General features: G+C 37.9%; 25 protein-coding genes and 1 other RNA gene. 2 read left to right on the top strand and 24 right to left on the bottom strand.

Annotated features, from left to right (window positions below; all coding sequences use genetic code 11):
• Positions 1–4 precede the first annotated feature (4 nt).
• The 16 genes from CD138_RS09605 to CD138_RS09530 all read right to left on the bottom strand — a co-directional run bounded on the left by CD138_RS09605 (position 5) and on the right by CD138_RS09530 (position 16,126).
• Positions 5–451 (bottom strand): acetyl-CoA carboxylase biotin carboxyl carrier protein, encoded by a 447-nt coding sequence (locus CD138_RS09605; RefSeq protein WP_019169718.1) that lies wholly within the window; start codon positions 449–451, stop codon positions 5–7.
• A complete protein-coding gene (locus CD138_RS09600) occupies positions 442–1,467 on the bottom strand; it encodes a 5-oxoprolinase subunit C family protein (protein ID WP_019169717.1) in 1,026 nt (341 codons plus the stop codon). Before CD138_RS09600 ends, CD138_RS09605 begins: the two co-directional genes overlap by 10 nt.
• A complete protein-coding gene (gene pxpB / locus CD138_RS09595; protein ID WP_019169716.1) occupies positions 1,457–2,191 on the bottom strand; it encodes a 5-oxoprolinase subunit PxpB in 735 nt (244 codons plus the stop codon). The genes CD138_RS09600 and pxpB overlap by 11 nt, the downstream gene beginning before the upstream one ends.
• Positions 2,192–2,462: 271 nt before the next feature.
• Entirely contained in the window at positions 2,463–2,939 is a 477-nt protein-coding gene (gene greA / locus CD138_RS09590) for a transcription elongation factor GreA (RefSeq protein ID WP_019169715.1), read from the bottom strand.
• A gap of 26 nt (positions 2,940–2,965) precedes the next feature.
• Positions 2,966–3,589 (bottom strand): uridine kinase, encoded by a 624-nt coding sequence (gene udk, locus CD138_RS09585; RefSeq protein ID WP_019169714.1) that lies wholly within the window; start codon positions 3,587–3,589, stop codon positions 2,966–2,968.
• Positions 3,590–3,592: 3 nt separating this feature from the next.
• Positions 3,593–4,858, bottom strand: coding sequence for a peptidase U32 family protein (locus CD138_RS09580; RefSeq protein ID WP_019169713.1), 1,266 nt, complete (start codon positions 4,856–4,858; stop codon positions 3,593–3,595).
• Between the two features lie 18 nt (positions 4,859–4,876).
• Positions 4,877–5,806 (bottom strand): peptidase U32 family protein, encoded by a 930-nt coding sequence (locus tag CD138_RS09575; RefSeq protein WP_019169712.1) that lies wholly within the window; start codon positions 5,804–5,806, stop codon positions 4,877–4,879.
• Complete coding sequence (locus CD138_RS09570) at positions 5,799–6,443, bottom strand: O-methyltransferase (protein ID WP_019169711.1); 645 nt, start codon at positions 6,441–6,443, stop codon at positions 5,799–5,801. Before CD138_RS09570 ends, CD138_RS09575 begins: the two co-directional genes overlap by 8 nt.
• Positions 6,444–6,804: 361 nt before the next feature.
• Complete coding sequence (locus CD138_RS09565) at positions 6,805–7,131, bottom strand: DUF1292 domain-containing protein (protein WP_019169710.1); 327 nt, start codon at positions 7,129–7,131, stop codon at positions 6,805–6,807.
• Between the two features lie 13 nt (positions 7,132–7,144).
• Positions 7,145–7,573, bottom strand: coding sequence for a Holliday junction resolvase RuvX (ruvX, locus tag CD138_RS09560; protein ID WP_019169709.1), 429 nt, complete (start codon positions 7,571–7,573; stop codon positions 7,145–7,147).
• Positions 7,566–7,838 (bottom strand): IreB family regulatory phosphoprotein, encoded by a 273-nt coding sequence (locus CD138_RS09555; RefSeq protein WP_019169708.1) that lies wholly within the window; start codon positions 7,836–7,838, stop codon positions 7,566–7,568. The genes ruvX and CD138_RS09555 overlap by 8 nt, the downstream gene beginning before the upstream one ends.
• A 62-nt stretch (positions 7,839–7,900) precedes the next feature.
• On the bottom strand, positions 7,901–10,531 hold the full coding sequence (alaS, locus tag CD138_RS09550) for an alanine--tRNA ligase (protein ID WP_019169707.1): 2,631 nt from the start codon (positions 10,529–10,531) through the stop codon (positions 7,901–7,903).
• A gap of 245 nt (positions 10,532–10,776) precedes the next feature.
• Positions 10,777–13,176, bottom strand: a complete 2,400-nt coding sequence (gene recD2 / locus CD138_RS09545; RefSeq protein ID WP_019169706.1) for an SF1B family DNA helicase RecD2 — start codon at positions 13,174–13,176, stop codon at positions 10,777–10,779.
• Between the two features lie 2 nt (positions 13,177–13,178).
• Positions 13,179–13,853 (bottom strand): tetratricopeptide repeat protein, encoded by a 675-nt coding sequence (locus tag CD138_RS09540; RefSeq protein ID WP_019169705.1) that lies wholly within the window; start codon positions 13,851–13,853, stop codon positions 13,179–13,181.
• A gap of 15 nt (positions 13,854–13,868) precedes the next feature.
• A complete protein-coding gene (gene mnmA / locus CD138_RS09535) occupies positions 13,869–14,981 on the bottom strand; it encodes a tRNA 2-thiouridine(34) synthase MnmA (protein ID WP_019169704.1) in 1,113 nt (370 codons plus the stop codon).
• Positions 14,981–16,126: a cysteine desulfurase family protein gene (locus CD138_RS09530; RefSeq protein WP_026066933.1), complete on the bottom strand. Its 1,146-nt coding sequence runs from the start codon at positions 16,124–16,126 to the stop codon at positions 14,981–14,983. The genes mnmA and CD138_RS09530 overlap by 1 nt, the downstream gene beginning before the upstream one ends.
• A gap of 211 nt (positions 16,127–16,337) precedes the next feature.
• Here CD138_RS09530 and CD138_RS09525 point away from each other — a divergent pair, with 211 nt between their 5' ends.
• Positions 16,338–17,351 (top strand): LLM class flavin-dependent oxidoreductase, encoded by a 1,014-nt coding sequence (locus tag CD138_RS09525; RefSeq protein WP_019169702.1) that lies wholly within the window; start codon positions 16,338–16,340, stop codon positions 17,349–17,351.
• Positions 17,352–17,616: 265 nt separating this feature from the next.
• On the opposite strand, the gene CD138_RS14045 is transcribed toward CD138_RS09525, so the two are convergent.
• From CD138_RS14045 to cymR, 4 genes are all read right to left on the bottom strand, one after another.
• A complete protein-coding gene (locus CD138_RS14045) occupies positions 17,617–17,811 on the bottom strand; it encodes a hypothetical protein (RefSeq protein WP_142302919.1) in 195 nt (64 codons plus the stop codon).
• Between the two features lie 3 nt (positions 17,812–17,814).
• Complete coding sequence (locus CD138_RS09520; protein WP_019169700.1) at positions 17,815–18,000, bottom strand: CsbD family protein; 186 nt, start codon at positions 17,998–18,000, stop codon at positions 17,815–17,817.
• A gap of 67 nt (positions 18,001–18,067) precedes the next feature.
• Complete coding sequence (locus tag CD138_RS09515) at positions 18,068–18,898, bottom strand: aldo/keto reductase (RefSeq protein ID WP_019169699.1); 831 nt, start codon at positions 18,896–18,898, stop codon at positions 18,068–18,070.
• Positions 18,899–18,931: 33 nt separating this feature from the next.
• On the bottom strand, positions 18,932–19,351 hold the full coding sequence (gene cymR, locus CD138_RS09510; protein WP_019169698.1) for a cysteine metabolism transcriptional regulator CymR: 420 nt from the start codon (positions 19,349–19,351) through the stop codon (positions 18,932–18,934).
• Positions 19,352–19,460: 109 nt separating this feature from the next.
• Between cymR and CD138_RS09505 the strand changes: the two genes are divergently transcribed.
• Positions 19,461–20,735: a replication-associated recombination protein A gene (locus CD138_RS09505; RefSeq protein WP_019169697.1), complete on the top strand. Its 1,275-nt coding sequence runs from the start codon at positions 19,461–19,463 to the stop codon at positions 20,733–20,735.
• 710 nt (positions 20,736–21,445) lie between these two features.
• On the opposite strand, the gene CD138_RS09500 is transcribed toward CD138_RS09505, so the two are convergent.
• The 4 genes from CD138_RS09500 to hisS form a co-directional block, all read right to left on the bottom strand.
• Positions 21,446–22,213 carry a tRNA threonylcarbamoyladenosine dehydratase gene (locus CD138_RS09500; protein ID WP_019169511.1) on the bottom strand — a complete coding sequence of 256 codons (768 nt, stop codon included), beginning with the start codon at positions 22,211–22,213 and terminating at the stop codon, positions 21,446–21,448.
• Positions 22,214–22,295: 82 nt separating this feature from the next.
• Positions 22,296–22,488, bottom strand: a non-coding RNA gene (gene ssrS, locus CD138_RS09495) — 6S RNA.
• Between the two features lie 71 nt (positions 22,489–22,559).
• The gene (gene aspS, locus CD138_RS09490; RefSeq protein WP_019169510.1) at positions 22,560–24,326 is read right to left on the bottom strand and encodes an aspartate--tRNA ligase; all 1,767 of its coding nucleotides are present in this window, start codon (positions 24,324–24,326) and stop codon (positions 22,560–22,562) included.
• Complete coding sequence (gene hisS, locus CD138_RS09485) at positions 24,326–25,597, bottom strand: histidine--tRNA ligase (RefSeq protein ID WP_019169509.1); 1,272 nt, start codon at positions 25,595–25,597, stop codon at positions 24,326–24,328. Before hisS ends, aspS begins: the two co-directional genes overlap by 1 nt.
• Positions 25,598–25,647 lie beyond the last annotated feature (50 nt).

The following is a 25,647-nucleotide window of genomic DNA, read 5'->3' as shown; positions in this document are numbered from 1 at the left end:
CCCCTTACTTCAACGTTAAAATCACTTGATTAAATTCAATGTTTTCACCATGACCGACATGCACTTCTGTAACTTCGCCCGACACATCTGCTGTAACTTCATTCATCACTTTCATCGCTTCAATATAGCCAATAATATCCCCTTTATTGACTTTATCGCCAACTTTCACAGCTGGTTTTGTCAGTTCTTTTTCATCTTGTAAATAAAATGTACCTATCATTTGTGAACGAATCACTTTTGAAGCGTCTTCCGAAAGCTCTGTCGGTTGCTGCGCTTCCTCTCCATCATTGTTTGATGGTTGCGCAATTTGTTGATCATGTACAGGTATTCCTGTTTGTTGAATGGACGATAAATCTAATTCCAACTCCATCTCGTCATCACGATATTTAAAATGCTTTGCACCATATTGCTTGAGTAGATTCAATGTTTGCTCGATTTGCTTTAAGTCCATGGTATACGATCTCCTTTTAATACGGTTTTTATTTTTTGTTGCGTCGGTCGAATGTGATTTAAAATCCGCTGAGGTTGTTCCCGAATTTGGGCTTTTGCCTCTTCCAGCTTTCTATTTTTTCGCGCTAAAATTTCATTCGCCTCGGTAAATGTCATCCATTCGAATTTCACCTTATCACCAGGTTGTCTTTGAACAATATCAACAATGTCACAATCAATCACTGTGCCAATTTTTGTGTAACCTCCCACAGTTTGCCGATCATTGAGTAAAATAATAGGATGACCGTCTTTCGGAACTTGTACGGAACCTAATGCGACAGGTTCAGAAATAATGTCAGCATCTGCAAAAGGTTGTATCGAGGGACCTTTAAGGCGATAACCCATACGGTCTGAATTTTCTGAAATAGTAAACTCAAGTTGTTCAAGGTCTTTAATCGTTTGTCGTGTAAATGATTCTAATTGTGGACCGTCCATCAAGCCAATCGGTAGCTGTCTCGCTTTCGTAAAACTTGAAAAATCACTTGAGCGACCAATAAGTTGATGATCTATCCGTGTAGCCTTTGTAGGAATCACATCATTCACTTGCAATGCACGACCTTTGAAACCCCCGATGCCAGTCCGTGTATGTGTTGCATAACTTCCTTCAACAAGTGGAATTTCTAACGGTTTTGCAAATCCGATATACCCTCGCATCCCATCAATCACGCGTCCAATTTCTAAAATATCATTTTTTTCAACTTTGATTACCGATTGATGTGGAATAGGTCGGCCGTTTAAAGTGGCTGAAAACGGTGCACCGGTGATTGCAAATAGGTTGTGATCTAGAAATTTAATCGTCGGACCAATCATCGTAAATTCTAAAGCAGGTTGTGCCTCTGTTTCTAATAATGTATTTAAAATGTCATAGCTCGGTCGATCCATCACGCCAGCAGGTGAATAGCCTTCAAACTGATGACCTATACGTCCTTTGTCTTGAACTGTCGTAAACAATCCAGGTTTGATAATTTTAATGGACATTTTCTATCATCACCCATTCATCATAATCTAGTTGATTCTTACGCACATATTTTTGAATATGTAAAAATTGTTCTTCATTAATAGAATAAAATTTAATTCTGTCACCCGGTTGGTATAAAATTTTCGGCTCCCGACTAGGATTAAAAACATCTATCGGAGTCCGTCCAATAATCTGCCAGCCACCTGGTGAATCAGATGGATATATACCGGTTTGATTGTTGGCAATTCCTACCGAACCTGCATCAATTTTAATTCTTGGTTCTTCTTTTCTGGGTGTATAAAGGTGAGGACTTAAACCCCCTAAAAATGGAAATCCTGGCATAAAACCAATCATGTATACAAGATAGTGTTTTTCAGTATGATATTGAATCACTTCGTCAATCGATAAATTGTTGTGATGCGCTACAACCTCAATATCTGGTCCCCATTTCCCACCATAGCGTACAGGAATATTCACAATTCTTTTTCTTTCCGTACGCATCTTACTTTGTTGAGGATCGAATGTATCGAGTTGAAGTGCTTCGATTAAAGTTTCAACATCTGTTTTAATCCCATCGAAATATACCAAAATAGCGCGATAAGAAGGCACAATTTCTTGAATGTGCGGATGATTAATCCTTTCTATGTGAGCCATAACAGCATTAACATGTTGATATACTGTCTCACTAATTTCAGCTTTAAAGTAAATCATAAAAGATTGCTCGCTAATTTGACGAAAATGCATATACATTCCCCCTTTTGGAAAGCCCTTACAAATATATATTTTATCATTATAAAGTATGACTGACAATTTAGTATCGATAAATATAAGAGGTTAATACTCGGAATTACAGTTCATTCCCAAACTGTTCACGTTATCTTTAATCTGTACATATAAAAAAATAAGCTAGGATACAATGAAGTTATCCCAGCTTTTATTTATTTGTTGCGCATTCATCAATCGTTTAACCTTATAATGATATTCATTCGTACGCATTTCACCATGACGATATGGATTAATGAATATCTACAATTCTTACGTTCATTTCTCCACCATTTGGAAGTGGTACACGAACTTCGTCATCTACTTGTTTGCCGATGAGCGCTTGTGCCATTGGAGATTCGTTTGAAATCTTACCATTAAACGCATCCGATTCCGCTGAACCCACGATTTGGTATGACTCTTCATCGTCACCTGGAAGTTCAACGAATGTCACAGTTTTACCAATTTGGACAACATGGTTATCTCCTGTATCTTCAATGATTAACGCATGACGTAACATTGTTTCAATACGTTGAATGTCTTGCTCGATAAAACCTTGCTCATCTTTCGCTGCATCATACTCTGAGTTCTCAGATAAGTCACCAAAACTACGTGCAACTTTAATTTTTTCAACAACTTCAGGTCGTTTGACTGTTTTTAATTCTTCTAATTCTTTTTCTAATTTTTCGTATCCTTCTTGCGTCATTGGATATTGTTTTTGGTTTTCCATTGTTTGCATCTTCCTTTAACTATGATTTAATCTTTTTTACGTACAAGTGCTTGAATCTTAGTTGTCATGATGTCAATAGCAACTTTGTTAGAACCACCTTCAGGAATAATAATATCCGCGAATTTTTTAGTCGGTTCAATAAATTGGTTATGCATCGGCCTCACAACAGTCAGATACTGATCAATGACAGATTCCATTGTACGACCGCGCTCTTTAGTATCTCTCACAAGACGGCGCAAAATTCTTAAATCTGCATCAGTGTCTACGTAAATCTTAACATCCATCATATTGCGCAATTCTTCATTCTCTAGCGCAAATATACCTTCTACGATAATAACATCTTTAGGTTGAAATGCAATCGTTTTATCGCTACGAGTATGATTTGTGTAGTCATATGTAGGGACTTCTACACTTTGACCGGATTGCAATGCTTTAAGATTTTGAATTAACAAATCATTATCAAACGCAAAAGGATGATCATAATTTGTTTGAAGACGTTGTTCAAATGTCAGATGTGATTGATCTTTATAATAATAGTCTTGTTCAATAAGTGCGACACTATGGCCTTCTAAATTATTCATAATTTTATTTGTCACAGATGTCTTACCTGAACCAGAGCCTCCAGCAATACCAATGATCGTTGTTGCCATTCTTTAAACTTCCTTTCTCATCATGTTGTTTGGATAAATAGGCTGGTCAACTTTGATTTGCACGATTTGTAATGGGTGTCGTGCGGCATCAAGTTCATTTCCTTCTTCATCATAGATCTTATCGACGACTTGTTTAAAGGTTTGAATTTCAGGTCCGAAAAACTCAACTTCTTGACCTGGTTTAAAGTGATTTCTTTGTTGTATTGTCGCCATTTGACTGTCTTGGTCATAGTCTAATACTAAACCGATAAAGTCAAAAGGTGCTTTTTTACTTGATTCATTGCCAAACATTTGTTCTTCATACCCCGGAGTCCCTTTGAAAAATGCAGGTGCCGTGTCACGGTTTGCACATTTATCTAATTCATAGAGCCATTCCGGTTTAATTTTAAAGTTTTCTGGATCCTCAGCGTAAGCATCAATCACTTTTCGATATACTGAAACAACTGTTGCAATATAGTGAATCGATTTCATTCGGCCTTCGATTTTAAGTGAGTCAATACCTAAGTCCATCATATTCGGAATCGATTCAATGAGTTTTAAATCACGTGGGCTCATCGCAAATGGAACAGCATTGCCATCCTCATAATAGACATCGAGTTCGCCATCATTATCGACTGTTAATAAATCATAGTCCCAACGACAACTTTGACAACAACCCCCACGGTTAGAATCGCGTGCTGTCATATGGTTGCTGAGTGTACAACGACCAGAGTAAGCGATACACATGGCACCGTGAATGAAAGCTTCAATTTCAATATCCACTTTATCCTTGATTTCTTTCATTTCCATCGCACCTGTTTCACGCGCAAGAACGACACGGTCTAAGCCTTCTTCTTTCCAATATTCGACCGCTTTATAGTTGCTTAACGATTGTTGCGTAGACAAATGAATTTCAAGTTTCGGTGCAACACGTTTACACGTTTCAATAATTAATGGATCCGCTACGATAATGCCTGTTGCGCCAGTTGCTTCTAATTGTTGTAAATAGTCGTCGAGCCCTTCCATATTTTCATCATGGGCAATAATATTCGTTGTAATATAAATTTTAGCACCGTAACGATTGGCAAATTCTACACCTTCACGAATTTCGTCCATTGTAAAGTTGTCTGCATTTGAACGTAAACCGTATTCTTGACCCCCGATGAATACAGCATCAGCACCGTAATGAACTGCGATTTTTAATTTTTCTAAGTTACCAGCAGGTGCGAGTAATTCAGGCTTTTTCATTTTCGCTTTGGTTGCTGGTTTAACTTCTTCAAGTACCTTCATTCATACTCTCTCCTATCTTTAATATACTGTTTGTTTGTAATAGAATCCTTCATCAAACGGACGATGCTCTGGTTGTATCGCTTCAATTGGGTCTACAAGCATAAATTTTTCATCTTCATACGCTTCTGGATCTTCTTCGTACAAATCGATTGCTTCACGATATTGTGCTGTCGCTACATTAATATATTCTTCTGTTTGCAGTACCCCATCGATTTTCAAACTATCTACGCCAGCTTCAAACAATGGTTCTAACTCTTCAATTAAGCAAATATCGTTCGGTGACATAATATGCGTACCATTATAATCTTCAAATACTGGATATTTATTATCACGCTCTTCATCGTAAAGTAATAATTGACTGTCTGTTGCCGCTTCATTACGTTGAATTTTCATTTGACGATCTTGGAATGTATAGTAGTTGCCTAACAGCATCCGTTTCGATTGGAACATACACGTCATACCATGGACTTGCACTTCAATCTCAACATCGCTATTCGCTTTAATATTCAATATTTCTTCTAAACTTAATTCACGCGCAAGCACGGCTCGTTTTGCACCACGTCTACCCCAATAGTTACATTGGAAATGGTTCGTTACTAGTGTTTCAGCATTCCAGTTTAATGGAATAGGGTTTTCTTGCTGTTTAACGATCATTACTACTGCAGGGTCCCCAAAAATAATACGGTCCACTCTAATTTCATGTAAAAATGCGATATAATCTTCTAGCGCTGGAATATGGTAGTTATGGAAAATACCATTCACCGCAGCATATGCTTTTTTACCAGCATCATGAATCATTTCAACAGCCTTTTTCATGTCTTCTCGATTAAATTCCCCGGCCAATCGTAAGCCAAACTTTTCTTCACCGATGACAAATGCATCTGCACCTTTTTCAATTAAGGTTTCGATGTGACTTAAAGATTTCGGTGTCACTAATAACTCAGTCATGTTTACTCTCCTTTATAGATATCGCTAGTCCATCATCCATATGAATAAAATTCGTTGTGAAATCCTGTTGTTGACTTAGCCAATGATTGTATCTTTGTACTTTTTTCACCATTTGTTTGACATTGCGACTTCTAACGACATCAATGTCCGCAACGAAACCATGGTATAAAATGTTATCTGTAATCATAACACCTTTTTCGCGTAATAACGGACTATAAAGCTCAAAAAAGCGTTGTGATTGTGCTTTCGCAGCATCGATAAAAATCATATCATAAATTCTGTCGTTCACCTGTTCAAATGCATCTGTCGCATCCGCTTCAATTAAACGAATTTGATCCTCATAGCCATATTGACGGATATTCGCTTTCGCCTGTTGGATCATCGCTTCGTTGCGTTCTATTGTTGTCACTTTAATGGCTTTATCCACTGAAGCGAATTGCATCGCACTGTATCCAATTGCACTCCCTACCTCTAAAATTTCTTTCGGTTGATGGAGACGAATGATTTGTTGGATGAGATCTAAAGAAAGTTGATCCACAATAGGGACTTGATGTTTTTCTGCGTAGTTACGCAATTGGTCGATATCGCTGTCATATTGTTTTAAACTTAAGAGATATGACTGATTTTTATCTTCCATTTATATTGACTTCCTTTTTATGTTCTAAAAATCATCAAAAAATAAACCAGCCAATGCGGACTGATTTAACTTCGATGTCTGTATATGCATTACGGAATACGGTTCGTTTATCCGTACATTCATTGCACTTTAAAATGACTTCTATACATTTTATCACATAATTGCTTGACTGATAAGCATCAATCATCATTTTAATGAAACAATTCATCTCATTTTAATGCACGCCATTTCATCTGGACTATAACCTCTGTTCTTTTAAATAAACACATTATTTTCCAATTGACACATCAGTAATCGACGTTAAAATACAAAAAAGAGCAGGCAAATCTTTCAATGCCTACTCTTACATTCACATCAACCCTTAATGTTCATGATCGTGTTCATCATCCATATTCGTATTGACAACTTCTTCAATCATATCCCATTCTTCGTCCGTCTCAACAGGTAAAAAGCGTCCGCCTTCTCCTGATTCGTCTGGTTCATTAATCATAGGAATCAATTCAATTAAATCATCGTCATCCGCTTGTGCGCCTTCTTCTGCAAGAATCACATACTCTTTTTCAAAACCTGGGTGATAAAACTCTAATAATTTACGATATAAGACTTCATTACCTTCTTCATCAAACAAGGTTAATAAAGTTTCGTCATTTCTAATTTCAATTTCTTGATTATGGTTTTCGTTTGTCATATTCGCTCTCTCCTTAATTCAATCCATCTAAATAGCCTTGTAAAATGAATACCGCAGCCATTTTATCAATCACTTTTTTTCTTTTTGCTCTTGATACATCGGCTTCTATCAATGAACGTTCTGCAGCCATTGTACTTAAACGCTCATCCCACATCACAATTTCTAAATTTGGCATTCGGTCTTCAAGTGCTTCCTTATATTTTAACGATGCTTCACCACGAAAGCCAATTGAATTGTTCATGTTTTTTGGTAATCCAATGACAACTGTGCCTACATTTTCTTTTTGTATGATGTCAATTAAGGCATCGATGCCGAGCTCATTTGCTTCTTCGTTAATATGGAGTGTATCTAAACCTTGTGCTGTCCAACCCATCAAATCACTAATTGCAATACCAACTGTACGACTTCCAACATCTAACCCGATAATTTTATGTTTAAGCATGATCGTCCTTACTATGGTTTTGTAAGTAGTACGACACTAACTCTTCCATAATATCATCTCGATCGATGTGTCTGATTTGGTTACGTGCTTCGTTATGACGTGGAATATACGCAGGGTCACCTGACAGTAAATAACCTACAATCTGGTTGACAGCATTATATCCGCGTTCTTCTAGGGTATTGTAGACATTGTTTAAAACTGTTTCGACGTTGTCTTTTGGAAGTTCATCATAGTTGAATTTCATTGTTTTATCAAAATTAGCCATAGTTCAACACTCCTTAAACCATAATGAGATTACTCTTTCATTTTACATGAATTCAAGACGTTTTATAACGATTTAATATAGTCTTTAATAAATTGTAATGCTTCTGTTATCTTGTCGGGTTCAGTACCGCCACCTTGTGCCATATCAGGACGGCCGCCACCTTTTCCGCCAACAATTGGTGCCATATTTTTAATAATGTCCCCCGCTTTCACACGGTCAGTCAAAGTTTTCGGTACAGTTGCAATTAATGATACTTTACCATCTACATCACTCGCTAACACAATAATACTATCTTGTAGCTTAGATTTAAAGTCATCCATCGTCGTACGCATCGCCTTGGCATTGTCCACTTCAACTTGAGTAATCAACACAGGCATATCATTGATTGTTTCCACTTGATCTTGAATATTGCCCATTTTCAATTCATTTAATGCTTTGTTTTTATCTTCAATCGTTTGCTTTAATGTTTTTTCATTATATTGAAGTTGTTCGACTTTTTCAATCACTTGCGCATCCGATTTCGCTTTTACTTGTTGCTTAATCGCATTGAATTGGTCTAAATAGTGTTCTAAATAAAGGAATGCATTTTGGCCTGTCACCGCTTCGATACGGCGGACACCTGCACCTGTACCTGATTCACTTGTAATTTTGAACAAACCGATTTCCGATGTATTTTGGACATGTGTACCACCACAAAGTTCGATTGAGAATGGTTGCATGTCCACGACACGTACGATGTCTCCATATTTTTCACCAAATAATGCCATTGCACCTTTCGCTTTTGCATCAGCAATGTTCATTTCTTGGATATCAACTGGAATACTGTTCCAAATTTCTTCATTAACCATTTGTTCAACTTGCTTAATTTCTTCAGCAGTCATTGGTGCAATATGTGAAAAGTCAAAACGGAGACGGTCACTATCAACTAATGAACCTGCTTGGTTGACATGTTCCCCTAATACATTTTTCAATGCTGCATGTAATAAGTGAGTGGCACTATGATTTTTCATAATCGCTGTTCTTGCTTGACGATCGATTGTTGCAGTGACTTCACTCTTTTCTTTTACAACACCGAATTGCACGACACCTGTGTGAAGATGTTGACCATTTGGTGCTTTAATGACGTCTGTCACTTGAATTTCAAATTGATCATTACGGACAGTTCCTTTATCTGCAACTTGTCCACCACTCACTGCATAGAATGGTGTTTGGTCCATAATAAAATGAATCGTTTCGCCTGCATCCGCCGTTGCAACACGTTCGCCATCACGTACGATGTCAGTAATCGTCGCTTCCGCTTCAAATGCTTCATAACCTAAGAACTTGCTCTTTGTGTTAATCTCTTTTAACACTTCGCTTTGAACTTGCATGGATTGACTACTTTGTCGTGCTTTACGTGCACGTTCACGTTGTGCTTCCATATGGTCGTTAAATGCATCCATATCAATAGCCAAGCCTTCGTTCAATGTAATTTCTTCTGTGAGCTCGATTGGGAAACCGTATGTGTCATATAATTTGAACGCATCTTCACCTGCAATCGTTTGGTTTGAAGATTTGGCTTGTTGGATTAGGTCATTTAAAATTGCTAACCCTTCTTCTAATGTTTCATGGAAGCGTTCTTCTTCAGATTTAATCACCCGTGCAATAAAATCTGCTTTTTCTTTAACATTTGGATAGTAAGGTTCCATAATATCTGCAACAATATCCACCAATTGATACATAAATGGCTCGTTAATTTCTAACGTTTGGCTAAATCTAACCGCACGACGTAACAGGCGACGTAATACATAGCCGCGACCTTCATTCGCAGGTAACGCGCCATCTGAAATCGCAAAGGCAATTGTACGAATGTGATCCGCAATGACTTTAAATGCGACATCGTTATCTTTGTCCACTAAATATTTTTTGCCTGAAATCGCTTCAACTTGTCCGATAATCGGCATGAATAAATCTGTTTCGTAGTTTGTGCGTACGTCTTGGGATATCGAAGTCATACGTTCTAATCCCATGCCCGTATCAATGTTTTTACTTGGTAGTGGCGTATACGTATGATCTTTATTATGGTTAAATTCACTGAATACAAGGTTCCATACTTCTAAATAGCGTTCATTTTCGCCACCTGGATACATTTCTTCAGCAGGATCATCTTGTCCATAAGCTTCACCACGGTCATAGAAAATTTCAGTGTTTGGTCCTGATGGTCCTTCGCCAATATCCCAGAAATTCCCTTCAATACGAATGATACGGTCTTCAGTTAATCCAACTACATGGGTCCATAAGTCGTAAGCTTCCGTGTCTTCGGGATGAATCGTTACGTATAATTTTTCAGGATCCATTGCCATCCAACGTTCACTTGTTAAAAACTCCCACGCAAATTCAATTGCTTCACGTTTAAAGTAATCACCAATGGAGAAATTACCCAACATTTCAAAAAACGTATGGTGTCGTGCAGTAAAACCTACATTTTCAATATCGTTTGTACGGATTGACTTTTGTGCATTGACAATACGTGGTTTTTTCGGGATTTCACGACCATCGAAATATTTTTTTAATGTTGCTACCCCTGAGTTAATCCATAGTAATGAATCATCGTCAATCGGAACTAATGGGGCTGAAGGTTCAACCATATGGCCTTTCTCTACAAAAAAGTCAATATACATTTGACGAATATCACTTGCTTTTAAATTTTTCATTTTTACAACTCCTTGATTCAAATAGATACAAAAAAACACTCGTCTCTCAAAAAGGGACGAATGTTTCGCGGTACCACCCTAGTTATGGCTATTTTGCCATCACTCATTATCCTATACGTGCTCATACATAGTAGCGTTCAATGAATCACACTCGTACATTCTCAGCAAACTGTACGTCTCTGTGAAGTGGATACTCATTTACTCGGCTATGCACTTGAACTTAACTTTGATTATATAAAAAAGGTCTAAACTTTGTCAATTTCTAAAAAGTCATACGGTGTGACCTCACCCATATTAATCATCGGATGAATTTTAAACATCGTAGCTTCAGTTAAAATAAATTCAGCTGAATCTATGCTTTCCTCTGAACCCGTCGAACGCTCGTCTGGATTAAAGTATTGTGTTAAAAATGTTTGTAATTGCGTTAATCGTGTTTGGCCAGCAGTTGCTAAGCCAATATTAAAGGCATCCGCATCACCAAGAAAAACGAGCGACTGTTTCGCACGTGTTAATCCTGTATATAAGATTGGTTTTTGCAACATTCTAAAATACTGTTTCACGATAGGCATAATGACAATAGGAAACTCAGAACCTTGTGCTTTATGTATCGATGTACAATAGGCGTGTGTCAGTTCTGTCAAGTCAGACCGTAAGTAAGTAATTTCATTCCCATCATAATCGACGACAACGACATCTTTATTGAGTGCATTTTCTTTCGCCCAAAAGATGCCGACAATGACACCAATATCGCCGTTAAATACATTGTCATTCGGTCGATTAATGAGTTGAAGTACTTTGTCCCCTTTACGAAATAGCACATCACCAAATTCGATTTCACGCTGCGATTCGTCTGTTAACGGGTTTAAAATGCCTTGTAAAATTTGATTCAACTTTTTAATCCCTGCATTGCCGCGATACATTGGTGCAAGTACTTGTATATCCGCCATGGTATATCCTTTTTGTACAGCATTGTTCACAACTTTTTCTACCACTTGCGGAATTTGATCGGTTTGACACGGAATGAAAGAGCGATCGTGAAAACGTTGGGTAATATCGACTTTTTCACCTAATTTCATACGATGCGCCAAATCAATAATACTCGAGCCGTCCTGTTGACGATACACTTCGGTTAAATTAATGCGCGGTAACACATTGGCATCTATGAGATCTTTAAACACTTGTCCGGGACCCACTGATGGCAATTGGTCTTCATCACCAACTAACACGACTTGCGCATCCATAGGAACCGCATCCATAAATTGATGAAACAGCCATGTGTCGACCATTGACATTTCATCAATGATAATCAATTTCGCATGAATTTCATTATCTAATTTGTCTTGCGGTTTCGTGTCTTGATTCCAACCGATTAAACGGTGGATGGTCATCGCTTCTAACCCTGTTGCTTCATGTAAACGCTTAGACGCTCTGCCTGTCGGTGCTGCTAATACAACTGGATAGTCATCTTCGTCGGAATAGTCATCATAATCCAATGAGAGACCATGAATTTCAGCGTACAACTGGACAATCCCTTTAATGACGGTCGTTTTACCTGTGCCTGGTCCACCAGTCAAGAGCATCACTTTATGTTGAATCGCATATTCTAACGCTTCTTTTTGAGATGGGGCATAATGCACTTCATTCATTTCCTCAATTTCACCAATATGTAATTGAATATCAGATGCATCAAAAGTTGTTAAATGATCTCGATTGGCGAATATTCGATATAAATTTTGCGTGCTTTTAATTTCTGAATAATAAAGGCTTGGGATTGCCACCATTTCATCTTGATTCACTAAACGCTTTTCTTCTACTAATTCAGCTAAAATTTGCGTCATTGCCTCATGATCAAGTGTTGTTTCTTTTCCTTGAGATAATAATTGGATCGTTTCATTGATTAATGCTTCTTGAGGCAAATAGGTATGTCCTTGTTTAATACATGTCTCTTCAACTAAATAGAGCAGTCCCGCTTTTAAACGATCGGGATGTTCTGGATGGATCCCGAGCTGTTGCGCCAGTTGATCCGCTTTATTAAAACCGACCCCTTTAATATCATAAACCAATTGATATGGATTTTGGTCGAGGACAGTCAATGTTTCACTTTTATAAAATTTGTAGATGTCCATCGCCAGTTTTGAACCAAAGCCAAGTTCATTCAATCGAATCATCACTTGTTCACTTTCTTGGTTCGCATAAATTTGTTCTACGATTTGCTGTTGCTTTGCTTTTGAGAGTTTTGGCACTTGTGCGATGACAGATTCGTCTTTCAAAATGTCATGAATCGCATTTTCACCTAATGTATTCACAATCGATTCAGCTGTCTTTTTACCAATACCTTTAAACAAGTCACTAGATAAATACGCGATGACGGCATCTTTAGTATGGGGAATCTCTTTTTGAAACGTTTCTGCTTTTAATTGCTGTCCATATCTAGCGTGTTGCACGACATGCCCTTTAAAAGTATACGTCTCATCTTCCACCATATTTGGAAAGTAGCCAACAACTGTTGCCATATCGTCAAAGTCACCGTTTGTTTCTTCAATATCCACTTTAAGCACTGTGTAATGGTTATCTGCATTGTGAAACAAAATCATTTCTACGGTGCCTTTAATAAATGTATGGTCAAACAGTGTTGGATTTTCCATAGTTATGCCTCCTCTTCAGCTTTAATTAATCGGAATGTCTTCAGAGCGTGTTGACTGAGTAAATGCTGTTCGTCCATTTGTACTGCTCGTTCAAAGCCTTGAATGGCCGCATCGACATTTTCATTCAGCATATAAAGCGCTAATGTTAAGTTATATTGTGCGTCGGCATGTTGTGGATCGTGTTCTAATATTTGATTCAATATCGGAATAGCTTGATCAAACATTTCTAATTCACACATGAGTAACGCAAATTGAAATTGGACTTCGAGATCTTCAAATTTAGCGTCTAATTCCGCTGCACGCATCAAATAAGGCAGCGCTTGTTTCTTAGCATCCAGTTGAATAAACGCAAGGCCCAACATATAGTGTGTATCTTTATGATCGACATGATGTGACAAGGCTTCTTGATACAATTTGACTGCTTCTTGAAAACGCCCTTCATTAAAGTAAACGTTCGCTAAGTTGTAATAAATCACACCATTATCCGGTTTCAATGTCAGTGCACGTTGAAAAAAACGTTCAGCCTTTTCAATTTCGCCTGCTTCTGCCAATAACACACCTGAATTGATATAATTTTCGACTTCATCAGGATGTGCTTCTATATTGTTAAAACTTTCTTGTAATGCACGTTCGAATTGGCCTTGTTGAATCAGTTGATGAATTTGTTCAAGTTCCATTTGAATCACCTTTTCCTAAACGACATAATCAAGTTGTCCATCATTTTTATAGACGTCATCAATTGTTGCACCGCCTAAACATACATCCCCATCGTAAAATACAACGGCTTGGCCAGGTGTAATCGCACGAACTGGCTCGTCAAAAATCACTTTTACAGCATCGTCTCCATGTGCAGTCACCGTGACACCGATATCTTTTTGACGATATCTAAATTTAGCAGTACATTTCAACGGCTCTGTTAAGTCCGTTGGGTTCACAAATGATACATCTGAAGCAATTAAGTAGTCACTGTATAATGCATCATGATGGAATCCTTGCTCAACATATAACACATTGTCTTTTAAATTTTTACCGACGACAAACCAAGGGTCACCATCTCCGCCAATGCCTAAACCGTGTCTTTGGCCGATCGTATAGTACATGAGGCCTCCATGTTGTCCTTTTAATTCACCATTAAGTGTACGCATTTCACCTGGTTGTGCAGGCAAATACTGTGATAAAAATGTTTTGAAATTACGTTCTCCAATGAAGCAAATGCCTGTTGAATCTTTTTTCTTTGCAGTTGCTAAATCTTGTTCTAACGCAATTTCACGAACCTTTTTCTTATCAATATCACCAATTGGAAACATTACTTTACTTAATTGTGCTTCAGTTAATTGATTTAAAAAGTACGTCTGATCTTTATTATTATCCACGCCACGTAACATTTCTACAGTGCCATCTTCATGGTGACGTACACGTGCATAATGTCCAGTCGCCACATAGTCAGCACCGAGTTTTAGTGCATGGTCTAAAAAGGCTTTAAATTTAATTTCTTTATTACACATCACATCTGGATTCGGTGTACGCCCTTTTTTATATTCGTCTAAAAAGTACGTAAACACTTTGTCCCAATATTCTTTCTCGAAATTGACTGCATAATACGGGATACCGATTTGATTACATACAGCAATGACATCATTATAATCTTCTGTTGCTGTACATACACCGAATTCATCAGTATCATCCCAGTTTTTCATAAATATACCGATCACATCATAGCCTTGTTCTTTCAATAGATGGGCAGTTACCGAACTATCTACGCCACCCGACATGCCGACTACGACACGTGTATTTTTGTTGGTCACTATTGTTCCTCCTTAAATTTCAAATATATTTTCTGAATCTCTATTACAATTTCTTTAATATCTGCTTCTGTCACTTGTTCATTTAAACTAATCCGAATCGAATGATCGACACGTGGTGAGTGTTCGCCATACATTGCTAACAAAACGTGGGAAGGAATAGTCGATCCCGCCGTACAAGCAGATCCTGATGATACATAAATGCCTGCTAAATCAAGTAAAGTTAATAAAGTTTCGACATCGACAAATGGAAAATACAAATTAATAATATGGTTCGTCGTATCGATCATTGAACCATTGTATTCAAACGGAATTGCACGTTCTTGTAAACCGACGAGCAATTGTTCTTTAAGTTGCGTCAAATGTACATTATGATCGTCGCGTGAAGCTTCAGCTAAAGTTAAAGCGGTAGCAAGTCCTACAATTTGTGGCACATTTTCAGTCCCTGCACGACGTTTCGTTTCTTGCTCACCACCAAGTTGAGGGTAAGTGATTCGTGTTCCATTTTTCACATACAACACACCCACCCCTTTAGGACCACCAAATTTATGTGCAGTCATACTTAAAGCGTCAACAGCTAAATCTTGTACATCAATCGGCAAATGCCCTACTGCTTGAACGGCATCCATATGAAAATAGACATCATGGTCAGCTAACACATCTTGTATGTCATATACATGTTGCACTGTCCCGACTTCATTATTTACAAACATGATTGATACAAGCGTCGTATCGTCACGTATACTCTGTTTCAATTGCTCTAAGTCAATGATTCCCGCAGCATCAACATCTAAATATGTCACTTCAAACCCTTGTTGCTCGAGGTATTCGAACACGTGCAATACAGAGTGATGTTCAATTTTGGTTGTAATCAAGTGCTTCCCTTTTGATGCGTTCGCAAAGGCAATCCCTTTAATGACAGTGTTGTTTGACTCGGTTGCGCCACTTGTGAAAATGACTTCATTCGGTTTGGCATTCAAATAATTTGCGACTGTTCTTCTTGATTCGTCTAATAATCTTCTTGCATCTCGCCCCTGAGAATGAATCGAGGAAGGATTACCAAAATGTGTTTGATAAACAGCCATCATTTTTTCAGCAACTTCAGGTTTTACCGGCGTTGTTGCGGCATAATCTGCATAAACACCCATCATTACGTCAGCCCTTTCTCATAATCAATGTTCCTATTTTAGCACTTGCATACTAAAAATTCTAGTACGGTGATTGGTTGTTTTTTACGTTTATAGTCATTTCTATTGTAATCTTTAAAACTTTATAATTCAATGTGTGCCAAAAAGCAGTTTTTGTGAGTTGCCGATGCACTAATGTTATACTAGCGCTATGAAAAGGAGTGTTAAAACGATGCCGAATCCAATGAAATACTCAGCATTAAATCTTGTTCCAATTAGAAAAGGAAATAACGATAAGGAAGCGATTGATCAAATGGTGTCTCTTGCTCAGCATCTTGAACAACACCATTACGAACGGTTATGGATTGCAGAACATCATAATGCACCCAATCTCGTAAGTTCAGCAACTGCACTACTTATCCAACACGCATTGCACCATACGAACACAATGAGGATTGGTTCTGGAGGCATTATGTTACCGAATCATGCTCCACTTGTTGTCGCTGAACAGTTCGGTACATTAAATACATTGTACGGAGATCGTGTAGACCTTGGCTTAGGACGCGCACCAGGTACAGACATGGCAACCGCAAGTGCACTCCGTCGAGACCAACATCAAGGGGTTTATCAATTTCCTGACGAAGTACAACAATTGTTGCAATATTTTGGGCCTGAAACAAAACAAGGTTATGTTAAAGCCATTCCTGCAGTTGGCAAAAATGTACCGGTATATATTCTCGGTTCATCAACTGACTCTGCGCATTTAGCTGCGAGAGAAGGTTTACCATACGTTTTTGCAGGTCATTTTGCGCCACAACAAATGCAAGAAGCCATAGCTATATATAAGGAACTTTTTGAACCATCCGAATACTTAAAAGCACCTTATGTCATTGTCTGTTTAAATGTCATTATGGCTGATTCGGATGAAGAAGCCCATTACCTCTCAACGACACAATCACAAATCTTCGCAAGCATATTAAGGGGAAGAATGGCACAAATGCAACCTCCAACAGATGATTTAAGTCAGGTATTATCTCCGAGAGAAATCGCTATGGCTGAAGCGCGAATTCAAAACTCACTCATTGGCGATAAAGCATCAGTCAATCAGCAAATAAATGCCTTTTTACACAAATATGGCTGGGTAGACGAAATCATGGCAGTGAGCTACATTTATGACACAACATTACAACACCGTTCATATCGCTATTTTCAAGAGCTAATTGATGAACGAAATCAAAATCTATAGGTGTATGCTATTCATTATCATTTATTTAGCATTACAGTGTAGTTTGCCAACATATTGCATGTTATTTGAAGTGTTGGCAACTACATTGCTATCATTCGGATCAACATCGTACCTCATGATTCCTAAACGAGCTGAATACTAAAAATTGCTAAACATAAACTGAGTTAATCGTATCGAGAGAAGCAACTTCCCCCCTTCAATGATCGCCTCTAAAATATAAAAAACGGCTGTGGGAGCGAACCTACAACCGCTAGAACTTTTTCAATTATTTATTGTCGCCAGTCAATTTATCTAAAGCATCTTTTGCTTTATCAACTAAACTACCGCCATCTTTATTTTCTTTGTTGTCACCTTTTTGACTATCTTGATATTGATCATAAGCGTCTTTAGCTTTATTTAAATATTCTTCACCTTGTTTTTTATCCAATGCAATCATCCTTTCATCATTATTTTTAACCAAAAATTATTTTTTAAACTTGTCTATCATGTCATTTGCTTTATCTTTAACGTTTTCAACGGCTTCTTTCGCTTTACCAGAAGCTTTATCTTGTTTACCTTCATTTTCTAATGATTGGTTGTCTGTTACGTTACCCACTGTTTCTTTGATGTTACCTTTAGCTTGTTCGAATTTATTTTCTTGATCTGCCATAAATGAAGCCTCCTTAAGAATGTCTTAATATAAATATTCCACATTCTGCAGAGACTTAAACATCTATTTAAAATTCTTCATAAACAGCCGGGTCTTGATTTTTACGTCGTCCATCAGCACGTGTAAGTTGATTGATTGCTTGAAGATCCTCATCTGTAATATGAAAATCAAAAATATCAAAGTTTTCAAGTTGACGTTTGGATGATGTTGCTTTCGGTATAGGCATTACACCATTTTGAACATGCCATCTTAAGATCACTTGAGCGACAGTTTTGTCATATTTCGCTGACAGTTGTTTTAACACAGGTTCATCCATGACGCCATTGTCACGACCTAATGGACTCCACGCTTGAGTTAAAATGCCTTTCTCTTCATGATATGCAATCATTTCTTTTTGGTTAAAAAAAGGATGTAACTCGATTTGGTTAATCGCTGGCAAGACACCCGTTTCTTTTTCAAGTTTTTCAATATGTTCAGGTAAGAAATTACAAACACCAATATGTCTGACTAATCCAGACTTTTGTGCTGCAATCATCGCTTTCCATGCTTCTACATATTTACCTTGTTTTGGATTAGGCCAATGAATTAAATAAAAATCAAGATAGTCTAAACCAAGGCGATATAATGATTCTTGAATGGTTTCATAAACATTTGCCTCGCTTTGATAGCGCCCAGGCAATTTTGAAGTGACCCAAATCTCATCTCTATTCACATGACTATTTTGAATCGCTTTACCTACAGCACCTTCATTTTCATAGTTGTATGCTGTATCTAATAAACGATAACCCATATTCAAAGCATCCGTCATTGCATGGACACCTTTTGTACCGTTTAACTTATACGTTCCAAATCCTAATTGATCAATAAATTGTCCATCTTTTAAAGTAAACTGTTCCATAAGCGCCTCCTTAATATTTAACAAGATGCCTGATTAAATATAAAACATATAGCCTTCTAACGCATCTTTATCTTGATAGTCAGCTAAAGATTGTAGTGTCGTTTGGTCAAGTACTTCTTTAACCGCATTACGCATCCGTAACCATAACTGTTGTTGACCAGGTGGTTCAGATTCCATACGTTCTACAATCGTCAATGGACCTTCCAATAAGCGGATAATATCACCCGCCGTAATCTCAGTCGCTGGCATCTTTAATTCATACCCGCCTTTTGCACCTCTCACACTTCTAATCAGCCCAGCGTTTCTCAGTGGACCTACGAGTTGTTCTAAATAAAGATCACTTAAACCATTTTCTTCAGCAATCGTTTTTAATGATACACAGCCTGTTCCATGTCGTTTAGCTAAAGCAATCATTAATGTTAAACCATATCTTCCTTTAGTGGATATTTTCATTTTTTCCTCACCTTACATCATCCGATTTATTTTTATTTTAGCATTTTTTATATTAATATAATACCATTGTATATAAGTGTACAAAACTAATAACAATGGAGGGATAACGATGTTGACTGAACCACTTGCTTCCAGAATGCGCCCACGAAACATTGATGAAGTCATTGGACAACAACATCTCGTTGGTGAAACGGGAATTATTCGGCGTATGGTCAATGCGAAAAGGTTGTCATCTATGATATTTTACGGTCCTCCAGGCATCGGAAAAACAAGTATTGCTCAAGCGATTGCGGGCAGTACAGCTTTCAAGTTCAGACAATTAAATGCTGTGACAAACACAAAAAAAGATATGCAAATGATTGTCGATGAAGCAAAAATGTCAGGACAAGTCATACTCTTATTAGATGAAATTCATAGATTAGATAAGGCGAAACAAGATTTTTTATTACCGCATCTAGAAAATGGGAAAATCGTATTAATCGGCGCAACGACTTCAAATCCTTATCACGCGATTAACCCTGCAATTCGTTCAAGAGCCCAAATTTTCGAATTATTTCCGCTCGATAAAAATGATATTAAAATCGCTTTGTCCAATGCGCTGAACGATGAAGAAAGAGGTTTAAAACAATTCGAGGCCACGATTGACGACGATGCTTTCGAATATTTTGCCACACAAAGTCAAGGTGATGTGCGCAGTGCTTTAAATGCTTTAGAATTAGCAGTATTAAGTGCAAATGATCAACCCCCGCATATCACCTTGCAAGATGCAGAAGATTGTTTGCAACGTGGCGCCTTCTTAAGTGATAAAGATGGGGATATGCATTATGATGTGATGAGTGCGTTTCAAAAATCTATTCGAGGCAGTGATGTCGATGCTGCACTGCACTATTTAGGACGATTGATACAAGCAGGTGATCTTCCGACGATAGCGAGAAGATTGCTCGTCATTAGTTATGAAGATATTGGTTTAGCTTCTCCAGGTGCGGGTCAACGGACTTTGGCTGCTATCGAATCTGCAGAAAGACTCGGTTTTCCAGAAGCACGGATCCCGCTCAGCCAAGCTGTTATCGAATTGTGTCTTTCACCAAAATCGAATTCAGCGATCCGTTCTATTGACGCTGCGTTAAGTGATATTCGTCAAGGGCATGTGGGGCAAGTGCCAGATTATTTAAAAGATGGCCATTATCAAGGGGCAAAAGAATTGGGACGCGCAATAGGTTATCAATATCCACACAATTATCCGAACGGTTTTGTTGCTCAACAATATTTACCGGATTTATTAAAGCGCAGACAATATTATGAACCTAAAGATACATCGAAGGCAGAACAACAATTCAAACAGATTTATGATAATATTAAACAGCAACAAAGTGAATTATCGTAACTTAAAAACAGATGAATGACGATAAAAGATTAGGAAACATACTAGGACATAAAAATTTTTGATGCTGTGGATGCAACATTTTGTTAAACTTGCCCTCGCTGTGATTTGTGACTTCTGATTGCCCTTATGGCTTCGCTTTCTTAGGGGCTGGCCCTTCAACTAACTAACGCTTGATTAAACTGTTACAATTGTTGAAGCGTTAGTGGATTTTGGGAGCAGTACAGAAATCTCATGTGTAACGAAGATTTCGTCGTACTGCCCCCGCAAGGCTGACTAGACTTCTCAAAAGCAAACGCATTGAGAAGTCAGACAGCTACTGCGTTAAACAGTAGCCACTATCAAAGTTAATTGACGTTATTTTGTTTTTAACTTCATCCCTCAAGAGTCTCAGCCTTCTGGGCAACCTTACATCAAATGTAGTCACTGAGGGCAAGTTTATGAAATGGAGACAACCCCATAACATCCAATGGTGACGTTCCATTCATCCTCATTTTTGCCTGTTTTATCATCATTAATCGATATATGTCCATAAAAAGGAAGGGGACTAGAAAATTAAGTTTTCCCAGTCCCTTTCCTACTATTAGCTTAATGACACATTTACAAGAATAAACCAATTGACAAATACGTATACAATTAATTCAATTCAAATCTCTTAAATTGTACATTTGAATCAAACTAAATTGATAGTGCCGCACCTTTAAATTTCAACACTATTTATCTTTAATGCGTTGTACTGTAATGTCTTTCAAAATGTTATTACATACATAACTTGCACAAATTAAACCAACCACACTTGGCACATATGCATTTGACGATGGTGGCATTTGCGCTTTACGGTTTTTACCTTGCGCGTCACCGACTACCGCTTTTACATCTTCACGAATGACGATTGGACTTTCACTAGAAAATACAACAGGCACTCCTTTTTTAATTCCTTTTTGCTTTAATTTATTTCGAATAATACGTGCCATTGGATCCGTATGTGTTTTCGAAATATCCGCAATTTCAAATTGTGTTGGATCCGTTTTGTTCGCTGCACCCATACTAGAAATGATTTGAATACCACGTGTTAAACATTGTTCCATTAAATGCACTTTATAAATAATCGTATCACTTGCGTCAATAACATAATCGATATCATAATCCGTAAAAAGTTGTTCGTACGTTTCTTCCGTGTAGAACATATGTAATGGCGTCACTTTACAGTCCGGGTTAATGAGGCGAATACGTTCTTCCATCAAACTCACTTTACTTTGTCCCACTGTCGTCGTTAATGCATGTAATTGACGGTTCACATTTGTAATATCTACATCATCTTTATCTATTAAAATAATATGGCCGATATTCGTACGCGCTAAAGCTTCTGCAGCAAAAGAACCTACCCCACCGACACCTAATACAGCGACTGTTGTTTGTTTTAATTTGTCGAGCCCTTCTTGTCCGATAGCCAGTTCGTTACGAGAAAATTGATGTTTCATATTAATCTCCTTTAAATACAAATTCATATACCATTTTAAATGAATACATAAAAAATACGCAAGACACGAAGCCTTGCGTACCGATAGATCCGTTATGCCGTAGTTGTAAAGTGCTTGATCATTTTGGCCTGCTATATACAGGTGGGTGCCCTGTTTCTTGTTTTGCACGTCCTCCTGTAGAGGCGTGTGCGCTGCAAGAAAACCCATTGGGCTCCCTGATCAAAGAGTGTTAGGTCAAAATACATAAAGCGAACTTACGAACACTACAGATGACTATCTTATGAATTAATCATATCATACTTTATTGATTATTCAAGAAAAATGTTTTGCGCATGCTGTATTTAAATTAATGTTTAATGCGTAAAGATAATTCGTCTAATTGTCTTTCAGATACTGGGCTTGGTGCATCTGTCATTAAATCTGTCGCAGATGCTGTTTTAGGGAAAGCAATTGTGTCACGTAAGTTCGTACGGCCACTTAAGATCATGACGAAGCGGTCTAAACCTAAAGCGATACCGCCATGTGGTGGTGCCCCGTATTTAAACGCATCTAATAAGAAACCAAACTGTTCTTGTGCGGCTTCGTCTGAGAATCCTAATGCTTTAAACATACGTTGTTGCAATTCACCATCATGGATACGAATTGATCCGCCACCTAATTCGAAACCATTTAATACAAGGTCGTAAGCTTGTGCTTGTGCTTGTTCAGGCGCAGTTTCTAATAAATCAATATCTTCTACTTTAGGTGATGTAAATGGATGGTGTGCTGCAACGTAACGACGCGCTTCTTCATCATATTCAAGTAACGGCCAATCTGTCACCCATAGGAAGTTATATTGTTCTGGATCGATAAGTCCACGTTCTTTTCCAAGCTTGTTACGAAGTGCACCTAAACTTTGTGCCACAACATCTTTAGAATCAGCGACAAATAAGACGAGATCTCCCGGTTTAGCACCTGTTAATGCTTGTAATTGAGCGACGTGATCTTCTTCAAAGAAACGTGCAATTGGACCATTCAAGCCGTCTTCTACCACTTTGACCCAAGCTAAACCTTTCGCCCCATAAATGTTCACAAATTCAGTTAAACCATCAATATCTTTACGTGTATAATCTGATGCTGCCCCTTCAACAACAAGTGCCTTCACTTGACCGCCATTTTCTACTGCGCCCTTGAATACTTTGAAGTCCATGATTTGACCGAGTTCAGATACATCTAACAATTCCATACCAAAACGTGTATCCGGTTTATCCGTACCATAACGTGACATCGCTTCAGCATATGTCATACGTGGAAATGCAGCTGTCATTTCGATACCTTTGACATCCGCAAGTACTTTTTTGACCATCGCTTCACCTAATTGGATGACATCTTCTTGTTCTACAAAGCTCATCTCAATATCGATTTGTGTAAATTCAGGTTGACGGTCAGCACGTAAGTCTTCGTCACGGAAACATTTGACAATTTGGTAATATTTATCAAAACCACTGATCATTAAAAGTTGTTTAAACAATTGAGGTGATTGTGGTAATGCATAAAATTCCCCGTCATGTACACGTGAAGGCACAAGGTAATCACGTGCACCCTCTGGCGTAGATTTCGTTAAAACAGGCGTTTCAACATCATAGAAACCGTCTCCATCTAAAAATTGACGAATTGAACGTGTAATCTGGTGACGCATTTTAAATGTTTGCGCTAATTTTTCACGACGTAAATCGAGGTAACGATATTTCAATCGAATATTTTCATCCACATTTAAGTTTTCTTCATTAATTGAAAACGGTGGTGTTTCAGATTGATTAATAATTTCAATAGATTTCGCTTGGACTTCTACTTGCCCAGTTTTAATTTTAGGGTTGATTGTTTCATCATCTCTTTTAGTTACTGTACCTGTAATTTCAACGACATATTCAGAGCGAATACGTTCAGCTACTTCAAGCGCTTCTTTTGAAAAGTCAGGATTGAAAACGACTTGTACATAACCTTCTCTATCTCTGACGTCTACAAAGATTAGGCCACCTAAATCACGGCGATTGTGTACCCATCCTTTAAGTGTAATTTCTTGTCCTAATAATGCTTCTGTCACTAAACCACAGTAAGTCGTTCGCTTTGCCATTATTCTTTACCTCCATGAATATAACTTTCTATTTCTTCAAATTTCATTGTTTGAGTTTCACCCGTCGCCATATGCTTCACAGCCACTTCTCCAGCTTCAAGTTCTTGATCTCCAATGACAATAGTATAAGTTGAATTAAGTCGATCAGCTTGTTTCATTTGACCTTTTAACTTGCGAGATAGGTAATCTTTGTCCACCGAAACGCCAGCATGTCTGAGTTGATTCAGGAGTGTCACTGCAAAGTCATCCGCTTTTTCTCCCATCGTTGCTACAAACAAATCAATATGCTCGGTTTGTGGGAATTCAATACCTTCTTCTTCTAAAGCGAGTAATAATCTTTCAATGCTTAATGCAAACCCAATACCTGTTTCACTCGGACCATCTAATAATTCTAAGAGACCATTATATCGTCCCCCACCACATAACGTTGTAATGGCGCCATCATATGCTTCATTATCCATCATTAATTCAAACGCCGTATGTGTGTAGTAATCTAAACCTCTTACTAAGTTTGGATCCACCTCATATGGAATGCCAAGTCGATCTAAATGCGACTTCACCGCTTCAAAATATGCTTTTGAGTAGTCATTTAAAAAGTCTGTAATCGACGGTGCTGTTTTAATTTCTGGCTGATGACGGTCCACTTTACAATCTAAAATACGCATTGGATTCGTTTTAATACGTTGTTGACAGTCTTTACAGTAGTTATGAATGACTGGTTGGAAGTGTTCACGTAATGCATTTTGATAGTCTACACGTGACTCAGCATCACCCACACTATTGATGACTAATTTCAATTTTTTCAACCCGAATGATTGGTAAATGTGCATCACCATTGCAAGCACTTCAGCGTCCATACTCGGATTTTCTGCACCGATCGCTTCTACACCGAATTGATTAAATTGACGATAGCGCCCTTTTTGTTTTCTTTCATAACGAAACATTGGTCCGTTATAATACAATTTTACAGGTTGATTCGGTAAACCTTGCATTTTGTTTTCAATATAACTACGGACTACCGCAGCTGTCCCCTCAGGACGTAATGTAATACTACGGTCACCTTTATCTTTAAACGTGTACATTTCTTTTTGCACAACATCTGTAGAATCACCTACACCGCGTGCAAATAAATCCGTACTTTCAAAAATTGGGGTTCTAATTTCTTGATAATTATAAACTTCCATCAATTTGTGCAATTTCGCTTCAATATAACGCCATTTCGATGTTTCTTCAGGTAAAATATCTTGCGTGCCACGTGGAATGTGAATCATCTTTATCGCTCCTTTTCTTCTCTATGCTTAACTTCAGCCATTTGTTTGGA

This window comes from Staphylococcus intermedius NCTC 11048 (assembly GCF_002902385.1).
Classification (GTDB): Bacteria; Bacillota; Bacilli; order Staphylococcales; family Staphylococcaceae; genus Staphylococcus; species Staphylococcus intermedius.
This window is presented reverse-complemented; position numbering and strand designations above follow the sequence as displayed.